The 15,756-nt window shown below is 68.8% G+C and carries 9 protein-coding genes; 7 read left to right on the top strand and 2 right to left on the bottom strand.

Annotated elements, in window-relative coordinates:
• Positions 1 to 36: 36 nt before the first annotated feature.
• Positions 37 to 1,446 carry an aminotransferase-like domain-containing protein gene (locus BMY35_RS26460; RefSeq protein ID WP_093205857.1) on the bottom strand — a complete coding sequence of 470 codons (1,410 nt, stop codon included), beginning with the start codon at positions 1,444 to 1,446 and terminating at the stop codon, positions 37 to 39.
• A gap of 170 nt (positions 1,447 to 1,616) precedes the next feature.
• Between BMY35_RS26460 and gabT the strand changes: the two genes are divergently transcribed.
• The 7 genes from gabT to BMY35_RS26495 all read left to right on the top strand — a co-directional run bounded on the left by gabT (position 1,617) and on the right by BMY35_RS26495 (position 9,784).
• The gene (gene gabT, locus BMY35_RS26465) at positions 1,617 to 2,909 is read left to right on the top strand and encodes a 4-aminobutyrate--2-oxoglutarate transaminase (protein WP_093205859.1); all 1,293 of its coding nucleotides are present in this window, start codon (positions 1,617 to 1,619) and stop codon (positions 2,907 to 2,909) included.
• A gap of 27 nt (positions 2,910 to 2,936) precedes the next feature.
• Positions 2,937 to 4,043 (top strand): ABC transporter ATP-binding protein, encoded by a 1,107-nt coding sequence (locus tag BMY35_RS26470; RefSeq protein ID WP_093205861.1) that lies wholly within the window; start codon positions 2,937 to 2,939, stop codon positions 4,041 to 4,043.
• A gap of 66 nt (positions 4,044 to 4,109) precedes the next feature.
• On the top strand, positions 4,110 to 5,138 hold the full coding sequence (locus BMY35_RS26475) for an ABC transporter substrate-binding protein (protein ID WP_093205863.1): 1,029 nt from the start codon (positions 4,110 to 4,112) through the stop codon (positions 5,136 to 5,138).
• Positions 5,139 to 5,180: 42 nt separating this feature from the next.
• Positions 5,181 to 6,437 carry an ABC transporter permease gene (locus tag BMY35_RS26480; protein ID WP_093205865.1) on the top strand — a complete coding sequence of 419 codons (1,257 nt, stop codon included), beginning with the start codon at positions 5,181 to 5,183 and terminating at the stop codon, positions 6,435 to 6,437.
• Between the two features lie 34 nt (positions 6,438 to 6,471).
• Positions 6,472 to 7,290 (top strand): ABC transporter permease, encoded by an 819-nt coding sequence (locus tag BMY35_RS26485; RefSeq protein ID WP_093205867.1) that lies wholly within the window; start codon positions 6,472 to 6,474, stop codon positions 7,288 to 7,290.
• Positions 7,291 to 7,301: 11 nt separating this feature from the next.
• Positions 7,302 to 8,255: an agmatinase gene (gene speB, locus BMY35_RS26490; protein ID WP_093206048.1), complete on the top strand. Its 954-nt coding sequence runs from the start codon at positions 7,302 to 7,304 to the stop codon at positions 8,253 to 8,255.
• 50 nt (positions 8,256 to 8,305) lie between these two features.
• Positions 8,306 to 9,784 (top strand): NAD-dependent succinate-semialdehyde dehydrogenase, encoded by a 1,479-nt coding sequence (locus BMY35_RS26495; RefSeq protein WP_093205869.1) that lies wholly within the window; start codon positions 8,306 to 8,308, stop codon positions 9,782 to 9,784.
• Between the two features lie 39 nt (positions 9,785 to 9,823).
• Here BMY35_RS26495 and uvrA read toward each other — a convergent pair whose 3' ends face one another.
• Positions 9,824 to 15,574 (bottom strand): excinuclease ABC subunit UvrA, encoded by a 5,751-nt coding sequence (gene uvrA / locus BMY35_RS26500; RefSeq protein ID WP_093205871.1) that lies wholly within the window; start codon positions 15,572 to 15,574, stop codon positions 9,824 to 9,826.
• Between the last annotated feature and the right edge of the window lie 182 nt (positions 15,575 to 15,756).

Genomic DNA, 15,756 nt, shown 5'->3' on the forward strand with positions numbered 1-15,756 from the left:
GCTTGCGGGCTATTGCGAGCCCTGTCGGTCGCGTCTTCAGTCGTGCCTGTGTTCTTCGATGTTGCGCTCCAGAAAGCGCCACAGCCGCTCGTCTTCGCTGAAGGCCACGTTGAAGCGCAGCCAGCCGGTGGGATGCGGGTTGACCAGGAACAGCTGGCCCGGGCCGAGCATGATTCCTTCCGCCGCGGCGCGGCGCGAGAGCTCGGCGCTGTCGGTAATGTCCGGGTGGCGGGCCCACAGGTACATGCCGGCCGCCGCTTCGTGGAACAGCTCGAAGCCCAGGCCGCCCAGCCGCCTCGCTACGCTGCCCTGTGCCTGCGCGAGGCGCTCGCGCAGGGCCTTGAGATGCTTGCGCCAGCGGCCGTCGGTCACGGTACCGAAGGCCAGGCGCTCGGTGATGTCGGACGAGGTGAGGCCCGAGATCATCTTGAGCTGCGCCAGGTCTTCGAGCAGCTCCGGCTGCGCGGCCACGTAGCCGACGCGGATGTTCGGCGAGATGGTCTTCGAGTAGCTGCTCACGTAGACCACGCGGCGCAGCTGCCCCAGGCTGGCGAGCGAGGGGCGCATCGATGCGTCCATCTCGGCGTAGATGTCGTTCTCGACCAGCGTGAAGTCGTGCGTCTGGGCCAATTGAAGCAGTTGCACCAGTTGCGGCAGCGAGGCCATCGAGCAGGTCGGGCTCTGCAGCCGGGGCTGGGTGAAGAAGGCCTTGGGCCGGTGCACCGCGAGCAGCGCCTCGAGCGCGGGCATGTCGTAGCCCGCAGGAGTGCGCGGCACGCCGATGATCTCCACACCCAGGAAGCGCAGCATGAACATCAGGTTCGGATAGCCCGGGTCGTCCACCAGCACCGAATCGCCCGGCTTGAGCAGACGTCGCGCGACCAGGTCCAGCGCCTGGCTCGAGCCCTGGGTCAGCAGCACCTGGGCGGCCTCGACCACGATCTGCTGCTCCGAAAGCGCCTCGGCCGTCGCCATGCGCAGCGCCATGTGGCCGAAGGGCAGGCCGTAGCCGCCGATGTCGGTGCCCTCCGAGGCCAGGTGGCGCAGGCTGCGGCGCATGCCGTCCTCGAACAGCCAGTCGTGCGGCAGCCAGCCGCAGCCGGGCTTGAGCGGCAGGTTGCGGTTCTCGAAGATCTGCTGCAGGTACCAGCGGGCGTCGAAGCGGGGGTCCGGCCGGGGTGCGATGGCAGCGCCGGCGGCACTGTCCTCGCTGCGCCGCTTGACGAAGAAACCCGCATTGGCACGCGAGACCAGCAGGCCCTGGGCCACCAGCCGGTCGTAGGCCTCGACCACCGTGAAGACACTGACGCCGTGGGCCGCTGCAAAGGCGCGGATCGACGGTAGCTTGCTGTCGGCCTTGAGCTTCTGCGAGCCGATCAGTCCGCGCAGCCCTTCAACGATCTGGCTGACCAGTGGCGTCGGCTGTTCGGGGCGAAGAATGAGCATCGGGGGTGTCTCCGGCAGACCGGCCTGCACCATATTGAGGAAAGTATGTACAGGATACAAGACCAGTACAGTCTTCCGATCGATCGCTTCCGGTGTACATGGCCGGACCGAATCGTGCGACCTAGAGTGCCGGGATTCCTTCCTCCAAGCACCAAAGCACAGGTCGTACCATGCAACGCGAACCCCACCTCAGCAATGCCGTCCTCATGGCCCGCCGCAGCGCGGCAGTCGCCCGCGGCGTCGGCCAGGCCCATGAAATCTTCGTCAGCCGGGCCGCCAACGCCGAACTCTGGGACGTGGAGGGCCGCCGCTATATCGATTTCGCCGGCGGCATCGCGGTGCTCAACACCGGCCACTGCCACCCGGAGATCACGGCCGCCGTCAAGGCGCAGGCAGACCTCTATTCGCACACCTGCTTCCAGGTGCTGGCCTACGAGCCCTACGTGGAGCTGGCCGAGCGCCTGAATGCGCTGGCACCGGGCCAGTTCGCGAAGAAGTCCGTCTTCCTGAGCACTGGCGCCGAGGCGGTGGAGAACGCGGTCAAGATCGCCCGCGCCCACACCCGGCGCCCTGGCGTCATCGCCTTCACCGGCGGCTACCACGGCCGCACGATGATGACCCTCGGCCTGACCGGCAAGGTGGCGCCCTACAAGGTCGGCTTCGGCCCGTTCCCGGGCGAGGTGTTCCACGCGCTGTACCCGAACGCGCTGCACGGCGTGAGCGTGGACGATGCGCTGCATTCGGTCGAGCTGCTGTTCAAGAACGACATCGAGCCCGAGCGCGTGGCAGCCTTCATCCTGGAGCCGGTGCAGGGCGAAGGCGGCTTCTACGTGGCTCCCAACGATTTCGTCGAGGGCCTGCGCGCGCTGGCGGACCGCCACGGCATCCTCATCATTGCCGACGAGGTGCAGACCGGCGCGGGCCGCACCGGCACCTGGTTCGCCAGCGAGCAGTGGCCCGTGGCGCCCGACCTGATCACCACCGCCAAGTCGATGGCGGGCGGCTTCCCGATTTCCGGCGTGGTGGGCCGCGCCGAGGTGATGGACGCTCCCGCGCCCGGTGGCCTGGGCGGCACCTATGCCGGCAGCCCCATCGGCTGCGCCGCGGCGCTCGCGGTGCTGAAGGTGTTCGACGACGAGCAGCTGCTGGCGCGCAGCCGTGCGCTGGGCGAGCGGCTCACGGCCGGCCTGCGCCGCATCGCCGCCGACGTGCCGGCCATCGGCGACGTGCGGGGGCTCGGCGCCATGGTGGCCATCGAGCTGTTCGAGGAGGGCGACACCGCGCGACCTGACGCCGCACTGACCCGCAAGGTGGTCGCGGAGGCGGCGCGGCGCGGGTTAATCCTGCTGTCATGCGGCACCTACGGCAATGTAATTCGCGTGCTGGTGCCGCTCACGGCATCCGACTTGCTTGTGGACGAAGGCCTGGCGCTTCTCGCGGACAGCTTCGCCGCGCTGCGCTGATCGAACGATCCTTTCCTGAAATCCTCCATGACAGCTGAACCCTTGGTGCGCTTCCAGCGTGTCCAGAAAACCTACGACGGCGAGCACCTGGTGGTGCGCCAGCTCGATCTGGACATTCATCGCGGCGAGTTCCTTAGCCTGCTCGGGCCTTCGGGATCGGGCAAGACCACCACGCTGATGATGCTGGCGGGCTTCGAGTCGCCGACCTCGGGCGAGATCCTGCTCGACGGCAAGCCGATCACCCGCACGCCGCCGCACAAGCGCAACTTCGGCATGGTCTTCCAGAACTACGCGCTGTTCCCGCACCTGAGCGTGGGCCAGAACGTGGCCTATCCGCTGACCGTGCGCAAGGTACCGAAGGACGAGCAGCAGCGCCGCGTGCAGCGCGCGCTCGACATGGTGCAGCTGCGCGGCATGACCGACCGCCTGCCCGGCCAGCTCTCGGGCGGCCAGCAGCAGCGCGTGGCGCTGGCGCGCGCACTGGTGTTCGAGCCGCAGCTGGTGCTGATGGACGAGCCGCTCGGCGCGCTCGACAAGCAGCTGCGCGAGCACATGCAGATCGAGCTCAAGGACCTGCACCGCCAGCTCGGCGTGACCTTCGTGTACGTGACGCACGACCAGGGCGAGGCGCTCACCATGAGCGACCGCGTGGCGGTGTTCAACGAAGGCGTGATCCAGCAGCTGGACACGGTCGACCGGCTCTACGAGACGCCCTCCAACCGCTTCGTGGCCGGCTTCGTCGGCGACAACACGGTGCTCAAGGGACAGCTCGGCCAGCAACAGGGCCATGGCGGTGAGCACGCGGAGATGAAGCTGCCCGACGGCCGCGTGCTGCACGGGCTCAACGTCAGCGGCGCGGCAGCGGGCGCGACCGTCGAGGCCTGCATCCGCCCCGAGCGGGTGGTGCTGCATCGCCGGCCCGACGCGCAGCGCGCCAACATGCTCGACGCCGAGGTGGCGCGGGTCATCTACTTCGGCGATCACCTGCGGCTGCTGTGCAGCGTCGGCGGGGGCCAGGCCGAGGCCACCGTGAAGCTGCCGCTGAACGGCCTCGACGGCGCCGCCGCGCCGCAGGCCGGCGAAGCGGTGGTGCTCGAGTTTCCGACGGCGCATGCGCGCATCTACGCCCCCTGAACCCGGCCGGTTGTTGTTCCCTCGTTTCCCTTCTCCCCTTCTCCATCACCCAGGAAGACTTCCACCATGAAAAAGACTCTCCTCGCCTGCACCGTCGCCGCCAGCTTCGCCCTGCCGGCCTTCGCCCAGCAGCAGCTCACCGTGGTCAACTTCGGCGGCGCCAACGCCAATGCCCAGAAGAAGGCCTACTACGAGCCCTACGAGAAGACCGGCACCAAGATCATTCCGGTCGAATACAACGGCGAGCAGGCCAAGATCAAGGCCATGGTCGAGACGAAGAAGGTCACCTGGGACGTGGTCGAGGTCGAGTCGCCCGACGCCGCGCGCGGCTGCGACGAGGGCCTGTTCGAGAAGCTCGACTACTCCAAGATCGGCAGCAAGGCCGACTTCCTGCCGGCCGCCGTCACCGACTGCGGCGTGGGCCTGTTCGTGTGGTCGACCGTGATGGCCTACAACGGCGAGAAGCTCAAGACCGCGCCCAGCAGCTGGGCCGACTTCTGGGACGTGAAGAAGATCCCCGGCAAGCGCGGCATGCGCAAGGGCGCTCGCTACAACCTCGAGTTCGCGCTCATGGCCGACGGCGTGAAGCCGGCCGACGTCTACAAGGTGCTCGGCACCAAGGAAGGCGCCGACCGCGCGTTCAAGAAGCTCACCGAGCTCAAGCCGAACATCCAGTGGTGGGAAGCCGGCGCGCAGCCGCCGCAGTTCCTGGTGGCCGGCGACGTGGTGCTGACCACCGTCTACAACGGCCGCATCGACGCGGCCAACCGCGAAGGCCGCGACCTCAAGATCTACTGGCCGGGCGGCATCTACGACCTCGACTACCTGGTGATCCCGAAGGGCGCGCCGAACAAGGAAGCCTCGCTGAAGTACATCCAGTTCGCGATGCAGCCGGCCAACCAGGCGGTCTATGCCCAGAACATCGCCTACGGCCCCACCAACACCAAGGCGCTGACCTCGCTCAGCCCCAAGGTGCTGGCCGACCTGCCGACCTCGTCGACCAACGCCAAGGATGCGCTGCAGTTCAACGTCGGCTTCTGGGCCGACCAGGGCGAGGCGCTCGAGAAGCGCTTCGCGGCCTGGGCCACGCAGTAACCAGACAGACGAACCAACCAACGAGCGAGCGCGAAAGAGGCCATGCACGCGGCAACGTCTGTCCCCCCGGTTCCAACGCAGGCACCGCCCGGCGAGCTGCGGCGTGCGCTCGCGCGCGCCGAAGCCCGCCGCAAGTGGCGCGCCTTCGCGCTCACGGCGCCGCTGCTGGTGTTCCTGCTGCTGACGCTGCTGGTGCCCATCGTGGCGCTGCTGCAGCGGGCGGTCGAGAACCCCGAAGTGGCCAACGCGCTGCCGCGCACCGTGCGCGCGCTCGACGGCTGGAACCGCAAGGAGGCGCCCGCGCCCGCGGCCTATGCAGCCATGGCGGCCGATCTGGGCCAGCTGCCCGACAGCTCCGACGCGGGCGCCCTGGCGCGCCGCCTCAACACCGAGATCGCCGGCGCCCGCTCGCTGGTGATGGGCGCCTTCAGGGCATTGCCCATCACCGGCACGCCGGAAGAGATCAAGGCGCGCATGCTGGAGCTCGATCCGCGCTGGGGCGAGGCGCCGTACTGGCAGGCCATCGCCAAGAACGGCTCGCGCTGGACGCCCGACTACCTGCTCGCCTCGGTCGACCTGCGGCGCGACGTGGCCGGCGAGGTGGAGCGCATGCCAGCCGACCAGCGCGCCTTTGCCGGCATCCTGCTGCGCACCTTCCAGATCAGCGCCGTGGTCACCTTCTTCTGCCTGCTGCTGGCCTATCCGCTGGCGTGGTGGCTGTCGACGCTGCCTGCGCGCAAGGCCAACGTGCTGATGATCCTGGTGCTGGTGCCGTTCTGGACTTCCATCCTGGTGCGCGTGGCCGCATGGATCGTGCTTCTGCAGTCCGAGGGGCTGGTCAACCGCGGCCTCATGGGCATCGGCCTGATCGACCAGCCGCTGGCGCTGCTGTTCAACCGCACCGGCGTGATCATCGCGATGGTGCACATCCTGCTGCCCTTCATGATCCTGCCGCTGTACAGCGTCATGAAGAGCGTGCCGCCCACCTACCTGCGCGCGGCCGTCTCGCTGGGCAGCTCGCCGCTGGCGGCCTTCTTCCGCGTGTACGTGCCGCAGACCTACCCGGGCATCGGCGCCGGCGCGCTGCTGGTCTTCATCCTGGCGATCGGCTACTACGTGACGCCCGCGCTGCTCGGCGGCGCGGACGACCAGATGCTGAGCTACTACATCGCACGCTACACCAACGTCGAGATCAACTGGGGCATGGCCTGCGCTCTGGGCGCCGTGCTGCTGGTCGCAACGCTGGTGCTCTATGCCGTGTACCGCCGCATCGGCAAGGCCGAGCTGAGCCTCGGCTGAGCGACACGAGAAGCTGTACGAAAGACGGACAAGCATGCTGAAGCTCCCTCAATTCCCGGCCTACGCCACCTTCGCCGACAAGCTCGGCTGGTGGCTCGTGCGCATCGGCTGCGTCGCGGTGCTGGCCTTCCTGCTGGCGCCGATCCTGGTGGTGATCCCGCTGTCGTTCTCCGACAGCTCGTTCCTGGCGTATCCGATCCCGGGCTGGTCGCTGCGCTGGTATCGCAACCTCTTCGATTCGCCAGAGTGGGCGCGCGCGGCGCGCAACAGCTTCATCGTCGCGCCGGCCGCCACGGTGCTGGCCACCGTGCTGGGCACGCTGGCGGCGGTGGGGCTGTCGCGCACGAACTTCGCCTTCAAGGGCCTGCTCATGAGCGTGCTGATCTCGCCGATGGTGGTGCCGATCGTGGTGGTGGGCGTCGCCACGTACCTCTACTTCGCGCCCATCGGCTTGGCCGACACCTACTTCGGGCTGATCGTGGTGCATGCGGCTCTGGGCGCGCCCTTCGTGCTGACCACGGTGCTCGCCACGCTGGCCGGGTTCAACCAGAACCTTGTGCGCGCGTCGCTGAGCCTGGGCGAGACGCCGTTCAGGACCTTCATGCGCGTCACGCTGCCGGTGATCGCGCCGGGCGTGATCTCGGGCGCGCTGTTCGCCTTCGCCACTTCGTTCGACGAGGTGGTGGTCACGCTGTTCCTCGCGGGGCCGGACCAGGTCACGCTGCCGCGGCAGATGTTCACCGGCATCCGCGAGAACATCTCGCCCACCATCGCCGCGGTGGCGACGCTGCTGATCGTCTTCACCACCACGCTGCTGCTCGCGCTCGAATGGCTGCGCGGGCGGCGGCGCTGAATACACACACGATGCCTACCACTCCGAACCAGCCGCTCGGCGGCAACACCATGCCGCGCTTCGCCGGACCCGGCACGATGATGCGGCTGCCCGCTGCAACGTCTCCAGAAGGGCTGAATGCGGCATTCATCGGCGTGCCGCTGGACATCGGCACTTCCAACCGACCGGGAGCGCGCTTCGGACCGCGCCAGATCCGCGCAGAGTCGGCATTGCTGCGGCCCTACAACATGGCCACCGGCGCGGCGCCCTTCGACAAGCTGAACGTGGCCGACCTGGGCGACGTGCCGATCAACACCTATTCGCTCGACAAGTCGCTGGCCATCATCTCGGCCTTCTACGACACGGTGCTGGCCGCCGGCTGCGCGCCGCTGACGCTCGGCGGCGACCACACCATCGCGCTGCCGATCCTGCGCGCGGTGGCGCGCAGGCACGGCCCGGTCGCGCTGGTGCACGTCGACGCCCATGCGGACGTGAACGACGACATGTTCGGCGAGCGCATCGCCCACGGCACGCCGTTCCGGCGCGCCGTCGAAGAAGGGCTGCTGGCCTGCGACAAGGTCTGGCAGATCGGCCTGCGCGGCACCGGCTATGCGGCGAACGATTTCGACTGGCCGCGCGAGCAGGGCTTCACCGTGGTGCAGGCGCACGAGGTCTGGTACCAGTCGCTCGCGCCGATGATGGCGCAGGTTCGCGAGCGCATCGGGCCGACTCATCCGGTCTACATCAGCTTCGACATCGACGGCATCGACCCTTCGTTCGCCGGCGGCACGGGCACGCCCGAGATCGGCGGGCTCACCGTGCCGCAGGCGCTGGAGATCGTGCGCGGCTGCCGCGGGCTGAACGTGGTGGGCGCCGACCTGGTGGAGGTCAGCCCGCCCTACGACACGAGCGGGAACACCGCGCTGCTCGGGGCCAATCTGCTCTACGAAATGCTCTGCGTGCTCCCGGGCGTTCCTTTCCGCTGACACCGGGTGCCTGCACCGGTTATTCAATTCCTTCGAGACAACACGACACCATGGATACGAAGACATCCCCCCTCGCACTGCTGAACGACCCGACCCTGCTCAAGACCGACGCACTGATCGCCGGCAAATGGGTCGCCGGCGCCAGCCGCTTCGACGTGAACGACCCGGCCACCGGCCGCAAGCTGGTCGACGTCGCCAACCTCACGCGTGCGGACGCCGCGCATGCCATTGCCGCCGCCAACGAGGCGCTCGCCGCCTGGCGCGGCAAGACCGGCAAGGAACGCAGCATCGTGCTGCGCAAGTGGTTCGACCTGCTGGTCGCCAACACCGAAGACCTGGGCCGCCTGATGACCGCCGAGCAGGGCAAGCCCTTTGCCGAGGCCAAGGGCGAGGTCGCCTACGGCGCGAGCTTCATCGAGTGGTTTGCCGAAGAAGCCAAGCGCGTGAATGGCGAGGTGCTGCCGCAGTTCGACAACAACCGCCGCCTGTTGGTGATGAAGCAGCCCATCGGCGTGTGCGCGGCGATCACGCCGTGGAATTTTCCGCTGGCCATGATCACCCGCAAGGTGGCGCCGGCGCTGGCCGCGGGCTGCACGGTCGTCATCAAGCCGGCCGAACTCACGCCGCTGACCGCGCTTGCCGCAGCGGAACTGGCCGTGCGCGCCGGCATTCCGGCGGGCGTGCTCAACGTGCTCACGGCCGACAGCCAGAACAGCATCGCGATCGGCAAGGAGCTGTGCGAGAGCGACGTCGTGCGCCACCTGAGCTTCACGGGCTCCACGGAAGTGGGCCGCATCCTGATGAGCCAGTGCGCACCCACGGTCAAGAAGCTGTCGCTGGAGCTGGGCGGCAACGCGCCCTTCCTGGTGTTCGACGACGCCGATCTCGATTCGGCGGTCGAGGGCGCCATCGCGAGCAAGTACCGCAACGCCGGCCAGACCTGCGTGTGCGCGAACCGGCTCTATGTGCAGGAAGGCATCTATGACGCGTTCGTCGAGAAGTTCGCCGCCAGGGTCAGGGCGCTCAAGGTCGGCAACGGCTTCGACGACGGCGTGGTGCAGGGCCCGCTGATCGAGGATGCCGCCCTCGACAAGGTGCAGCGCCACGTCGACGACGCCGTCGCCAAGGGCGGCAAGGTGCTGGCGGGCGGCCACAGGATGCAGGGCCAGTTCTTCGAGCCGACCGTCATCGCCGAGGCCACGCCCGACATGCTGTGCGCGCGCGAGGAAACCTTCGGCCCCTTCGCGCCCGTGTTCCGCTTCAGGACCGAGCAGGACGGCATCGACGCGGCGAACAACACCGAGTTCGGCCTGGCGAGCTACTTCTACACACGCGACGTGGGCCGGATCTTCCGCGTGGCGGAGGCGCTGGAATACGGCATGGTCGGCATCAATGCCGGCGTGATCGCCACCGAGCATGTGCCCTTCGGCGGCGTGAAGCAGTCGGGCCTGGGGCGCGAAGGCTCGCACCACGGCATGGACGACTACGTCGAGATCAAGTACCTCTGCCTGGGCGACATCCAGAAGTAAGAGGAGCAGGAAAGGAGCGGGGGCGAGCCCCGCCCTGCCCTATCGCGCCAGCACCGGCGCCAGGGCCACGCCGGTGTGCGTGCCCAGCCGCACCACTTCTTCAGGCGGCGCCGCCGCGACGATGCGCCCGCCCGCGTTGCCGCCCTCGGGCCCGAGGTCGAGGATCCAGTCGGCCTCGGCGATCAGGTCGAGGTCGTGCTCGATCACCACCACGCTGTGGCCGCCGTTCACCAGCCGGTGCAGCACGTGGATCAGCTTCTCGACGTCGGCCATGTGCAGGCCCACGGTCGGCTCGTCGAGCACGTACAGCGTGTGCGGCGCCTTCTGGCCGCGGCGGGTGATGTCGTCGCGCACCTTGCTCAGCTCGGTCACCAGCTTGATGCGCTGCGCCTCGCCGCCCGAGAGCGTGGGCGAGGGCTGCCCCAGCGTGAGGTAGCCCAGCCCCACGTCCTTCAGCAGCTGCAGCGGATGGCTGATGTTGGGCATGCTCGCGAAGAACTCGACGGCCTCGTCGACTTCCATCTTCAGCACGTCGCCGATGCTCTTGCCGCGCCAGCTCACGGCCAGCGTCTCGGGGTTGAAGCGCGCGCCGTGGCAGACCTCGCAGGGCACCTTCACGTCGGGCAGGAAGCTCATCTCGATGGTGCGCACGCCCGCGCCCTCGCAGCCCGGGCAGCGGCCTTCGCCGGTGTTGAAGCTGAAGCGCGCCGGGCCGTAGCCGCGCGCCTTGGCCTCCAGCGTGTCGGCGAAGAGCTTGCGGATGGTGTCCCAGAAGCCGATGTAGGTGGCCGGGCAGCTGCGCGGCGTCTTGCCGATGGGCGTCTGGTCGACCTCGAGCACGCGGTCGATGGTCTCGTAGCCTTCGACGCTGCGGCAGCCCGCCCATGCCGGGCGCTTGCCCGCGGCGTCCGAGTCGCGGCCCGCCTTGGTCATGCGCTGCGTCACGATGGCCTGCACGTTGGCCAGCAGCACGTCGCGCGCCAGCGTGGACTTGCCCGAGCCGCTGACGCCCGTGACGACCACCAGGCGCTGCAGCGGCAGCGTGGCGGTCACGTCCTGCAGGTTGTGCAGGTCGGCGCCGTGCACGGTGAGCCACTCGCCGCTCTTCCCGGCCTTGGGGTCGGGCGAGGGCACCAGGCGGCGCGCCTGCAGCGGGTGCCTGATGGCGTCGCGCAGGTAGCGGCCGGTCTGCGAGTCGTCGGCCTTCTGGATGTCGGCCACCGTGCCTTCGGCCACCAGCCTGCCGCCGCGCTTGCCGGCGCTCGGGCCGATGTCGATGATGTGGTCGGCGCGGCGGATGGTGTCCTCGTCGTGCTCCACCACCACCAGCGTGTTGCCCTTGTCGCCGAGCTTGTGCAGGGCGTCGAGCAGGATCTGGTTGTCGCGCGCGTGCAGGCCGATGGTCGGCTCGTCGAGCACGTAGCACACGCCCTGCAGGTTGCTGCCGAGCTGCGCCGCCAGGCGGATGCGCTGCGCCTCGCCGCCCGAGAGCGTGGGCGCGCCGCGGTCGAGCGTGAGGTAGCCCAGGCCCACTTCTTCCAGGAACTCGAGCCGGCTCCTGATTTCCGGCACCAGGTCGCGCGCGATCTCGGCTTCGCGGCCGGTGAGCGTCAGCCCGTCGAACCACTGCCGCACCTCGGTCACGCTCATGCGCGCGAGCTCGGTGATGCCGATGCCGCCCGAGCCGTCGGCCGCGGTGCCGAAGCTCACGGCGCGCGCCGTGGCGTTCAGGCGCGTGCCCTCGCAGGTCGGGCAGGCCACGTCGGCCAGGTCTTCCACCTCGGGCTCGGCGAAGGTCTGCTCGCGGCCCTTGTCGTCGCCGGCCAGCACGGAGTCGTCGAACACCTTGCGCTGGTCCTTGCTGAGCTTGACGCCGGTGCCCACGCAGTCGGGGCACCAGCCGTGCTTGCTGTTGTAGCTGAACAGGCGCGGATCGAGCTCTGCGTAGCTGGTGCTGCACACCGGGCAGGCGCGCAGCGTGGAGAACACGTTGAGGCGGCCGATGCCGGCCGCGGACACGCCCGCCATCATCGCGGCGCGCAGCCCGTCGAGCTCGCTCAGCACGTGCACCACGCCCTTGCCGTGCTCCAGCGCCTTGGCCAGCGCCTCGCGCAGCTCGTTCTCCTTCGAGGGCAGCACGTCGAGGCTGGCCACCGGCAGCTCGATGCTGTGCTCCTTGAAGCGGTCGATGCGCGGGAAGCCGGTGGTCGGCAGGAAGTCGCCGTCCACGCGCAGATGCGTGAAGCCGCGCGGGCGCGCCCAGTCGGCCAGCTCGGTGTACACGCCCTTGCGGTTGGTCACCAGGGGCGCGAGCAGGCCGATGTGCTTGCCCTTGAAGTTGCGCATGAGCTGCGCGGCGATGCTGTCGGGCGTCTGCGGCTGCACGGCCGCGCCGTCGTGCACGCAATGCTGGATGCCCAGCTTCACGTACAAGAGGCGCAGGAAGTGCCACACCTCGGTGGTGGTGCCCACCGTGCTCTTGCGGCCGCCGCGCGACAGGCGCTGCTCGATGGCCACGGTCGGCGGAATGCCGTACACCGCGTCCACCTCGGGCCGGCCGGCCGGCTGCACGATGCTGCGCGCATAGGCGTTGAGCGATTCCAGGTAGCGGCGCTGCCCTTCGTTGAACAGGATGTCGAAGGCCAGCGTCGACTTGCCCGATCCGCTCACGCCCGTCACCACGCTGAACTTGCCGCGCGGGATGTCGACGCTCAGGTTCTTCAGGTTGTGCTCGCGCGCATTGACGATCTCCACCGCATCGGCGCCCGGCGCCTTCTTGGCATTGGCGATGTAGCGGCGCGCGGCGCGCTCGGCCACCTTGTAGGCGTCGGGGCCGATGGCCAGTTCGTAGTCGGCCAGCGCGGCGCCGGTGAGCGAGGCGCGGTTCTCGCGCAGCTGCTCGGGCGTGCCTTCGGCCACCACCTGGCCGCCGCCCTCGCCGCCTTCGGGGCCGAGGTCGATGAGCCAGTCGCTGGCGCGGATCACGTCGAGGTTGTGCTCGATCACGATCAGCGAATGGCCGGCGTCCAGCAGCTTGCGCAGCGCGCGCATGAGCCGCGCGATGTCGTCGAAGTGCAGGCCGGTGGTCGGCTCGTCGAACAGGAAGAGCGTGCCCTTGCGCGCCACCGACTGCTTGCTGGCGGTGGCGTTCTTCGCGGCCTCGGCCAGGAAGCCCGCGAGCTTCAGCCGCTGCGCCTCGCCGCCGCTGAGCGTGGGCACGGGCTGGCCGAGCTTGACGTAGTCCAGGCCCACGTCGGAAATCGGCTGCAGCACGCGCAGCACGTCGCGGTCGGCCTCGAACACCGCCGCCGCCTCGGCCACGGTGAGTTCGAGCACGTCGGCCACGTTGTAGCTCTTGCCCTTGCGTTCCACGCGCACTTCGAGGATCTCGGGGCGGTAGCGCTTGCCGTCGCAGTCGGGGCAGCGCAGGTAGACGTCGGACAGGAACTGCATCTCGACGTGCTCGAAGCCCGAGCCGCCGCAGGTCGGGCAGCGCCCGTCGCCGGAGTTGAAGCTGAACTTGCTCGCGGTGTAGCCGCGCTGGCGCGAGAGCGTGGCGGTGGCGAAGATCTCGCGGATGGCGTCCCAGGCGCCCACGTAGCTCGCCGGGTTGGAGCGCGCGGTCTTGCCGATGGGCGACTGGTCGACGAACACCACGTCGCCGAGGTGGTCGGCACCCAGCAGGCGGTCGTGCGCGCCCGGGCTCTCGGTGGCCTTGCCGAAGTGGCGCATGAGCGCCGGCGCCAGCACGTCCTGTATGAGCGTGGACTTGCCCGAGCCGCTCACGCCGGTAACGCATACCAGCCGCGCCAGCGGAAATTCGACCGTCACGTTCTTCAGGTTGTGCTCGCGCACGCCCTCGAGGATGAGCCGGTGCGTGTTCTCGCTCACGAGGCGCTTGAAGCCCATGCCGATCTTCTTGCGCCCGCCCAGGTACAGGCCGGTGAGCGTCTCGGCGTCGCGCAGCTGGTCGGTGGTGCCGTCGAACACCACCTGCCCGCCGCGCGCGCCGGGCCCCGGGCCCATGTCGATCACGCGATCGGCGGCCAGCATCACGGCCGGGTCGTGCTCGACCACCACCAGCGTGTTGCCCGCATCGCGCAGGCGCAGCATGGCCTCGGTGATGCGGTTCATGTCGCGCGGGTGCAGACCGATGCTGGGCTCGTCGAGCACGAACAGCGTGTTGACCAGCGAGGTGCCGAGCGCGGTCGTGAGGTTGATGCGCTGCACCTCGCCGCCGCTGAGCGTGCGGCTCTGGCGGTCGAGCGTGAGGTAGCCGATGCCGACGTCGTGCAGGTAGCGCAGGCGCGTGGTGATTTCCTCGAACAGCAGCTTCAGCGCCTGCAGCTCGCCTTCGCTCGCCGTGTGGCCGTTGCTGCGGTGCTCGATGCGGTCGAAGAGCTGGCGCAGCCGCTCGATGGGCAGCAGCATCAGGTCGTGCAGGCACAGGCCGGGCAGCGCCTCGAGCTGCGCGCGCGTCCACCTGGCGCCGGTGGGCATGAAGCGCTTTTCGGGCGGCAGCACCGCGTCGGCGTCTTCCTTGCTGCCGATGCGCCACAGCAGGCTGTCGAGCTTCAGGCGCGCGCCGCTGCAGGTGGGGCACGGCGTGTAGCTGCGGTACTTGGACAAGAGCACGCGGATGTGCATCTTGTACGCCTTGCTCTCCAGGTAGCCGAAGAAGCGGCGCACGCCGTACCACTGCTTGTTCCAGTTGCCTTCCTTGTAGTTGGGCGTGCCCTCGATCACCCAGTGCTTCTGCTCCTCGGTGAGCTTGTTCCAGGGCGTGTCGCGCGGAATGCCGGCCGCCTCGGCGTGACGCATGAGGTCGTCCTGCGCTTCCTTCCAGGCGGGCGTCTGGATGGTCTTGATGGCGCCGGCGCGCAGCGTGAGCTTGTCGTTCGGGATCACCAGCCCCAGGTCGACGCCGATCACGCGGCCGAAGCCGCGGCAGGTCTCGCAGGCGCCGACGGCGGAGTTGAACGAGAACATCGACGGAATGGGGTCGGCGTAGCGGATGTCGCTCTCGGGGCAGTGCAGGCCGGTCGAGAACTTCCACACGTCGGTGGACGCGTTTTCCTCGGAACCCGTGGCATGCACCGTGACGCGCCCGCTGCCCCGCTTGAGCGCAACCTCGATGGCTTCCACCACGCGCGAGCGCTCGGCGCTCGATGCGCGGAAGCGGTCGGCCACCACGTCGAGCACCTTGCGCGGCCCGGTGGGCGTGGCCACCTCGCGCTCGGCCTGCACGCGCGTGAAGCCGCTGGCCGACAGCCATTGCGTGACCTCCTCGGCCGTGGTGCTCGCCGGCAGCTCGACCGGGAAGGTGACCACGAGGCGCGGATCGCCCGCCGCGGCCGCGCGCTCGACGATCTGCGCGTAGATGCTGTCGGGCGAGTCGTGGCGCACCGGCAGCGCGGTCTCGCGGTCGAACAGGTTGGCCGCGCGCGCGAAGAGCAGCTTCAGGTGGTCGTTCAGCTCGGTCATCGTGCCGACCGTGGAGCGCGATGAGCGCACCGGGTTGGTCTGGTCGATGGCGATGGCGGGCGGCACTCCTTCCACCTTGTCGACGGCCGGCTTGTCCATGCGGTCCAGGAACTGGCGCGCATAGGCGGAGAAGGTCTCCACGTAGCGCCGCTGGCCTTCGGCATAGAGGGTGTCGAAAACGAGGCTCGACTTGCCCGAGCCGCTGGGCCCGGTGACCACCGTCATTTCGCCGGTGCGGATGTCGAGATCGAGGTTCTGGAGGTTGTGCTGGCGCGCGCCGCGAATCCGGATGGAGCCCTGTGTCATGAGTGCCTTGGGGGGTGGGGCAAACATTCTAGGGAGTGCTCCGTGACGGGTTTGCGCACTAGGTCACAAGGTCGGGGGTTGCGCAGGGGTTTGTCCTGATGGAATTCACGACACTTTCAGAAACAAATACCACATTTGTTTTCATGGCAGCCCGAACCGGGCACCCGCATTGCCTCGAAAGG

It is taken from the genome of Variovorax sp. YR750 (assembly GCF_900109805.1).
Lineage (GTDB): Bacteria > Pseudomonadota > Gammaproteobacteria > Burkholderiales > Burkholderiaceae_C > Variovorax > Variovorax gossypii.

What these genes read in the sequence shown, in the direction of transcription:
- BMY35_RS26460 (WP_093205857.1), bottom strand. Translation starts at nt 1,446, where the DNA reads ATGCTCATTCTTCGCCCCGAACAGCCGACGCCACTGGTCAGCCAGATC.
- gabT (WP_093205859.1), top strand. Translation starts at nt 1,617, where the DNA reads ATGCAACGCGAACCCCACCTCAGCAATGCCGTCCTCATGGCCCGCCGC.
- BMY35_RS26470 (WP_093205861.1), top strand. Translation starts at nt 2,937, where the DNA reads ATGACAGCTGAACCCTTGGTGCGCTTCCAGCGTGTCCAGAAAACCTAC.
- BMY35_RS26475 (WP_093205863.1), top strand. Translation starts at nt 4,110, where the DNA reads ATGAAAAAGACTCTCCTCGCCTGCACCGTCGCCGCCAGCTTCGCCCTG.
- BMY35_RS26480 (WP_093205865.1), top strand. Translation starts at nt 5,181, where the DNA reads ATGCACGCGGCAACGTCTGTCCCCCCGGTTCCAACGCAGGCACCGCCC.
- BMY35_RS26485 (WP_093205867.1), top strand. Translation starts at nt 6,472, where the DNA reads ATGCTGAAGCTCCCTCAATTCCCGGCCTACGCCACCTTCGCCGACAAG.
- speB (WP_093206048.1), top strand. Translation starts at nt 7,302, where the DNA reads ATGCCTACCACTCCGAACCAGCCGCTCGGCGGCAACACCATGCCGCGC.
- BMY35_RS26495 (WP_093205869.1), top strand. Translation starts at nt 8,306, where the DNA reads ATGGATACGAAGACATCCCCCCTCGCACTGCTGAACGACCCGACCCTG.
- uvrA (WP_093205871.1), bottom strand. Translation starts at nt 15,574, where the DNA reads ATGACACAGGGCTCCATCCGGATTCGCGGCGCGCGCCAGCACAACCTC.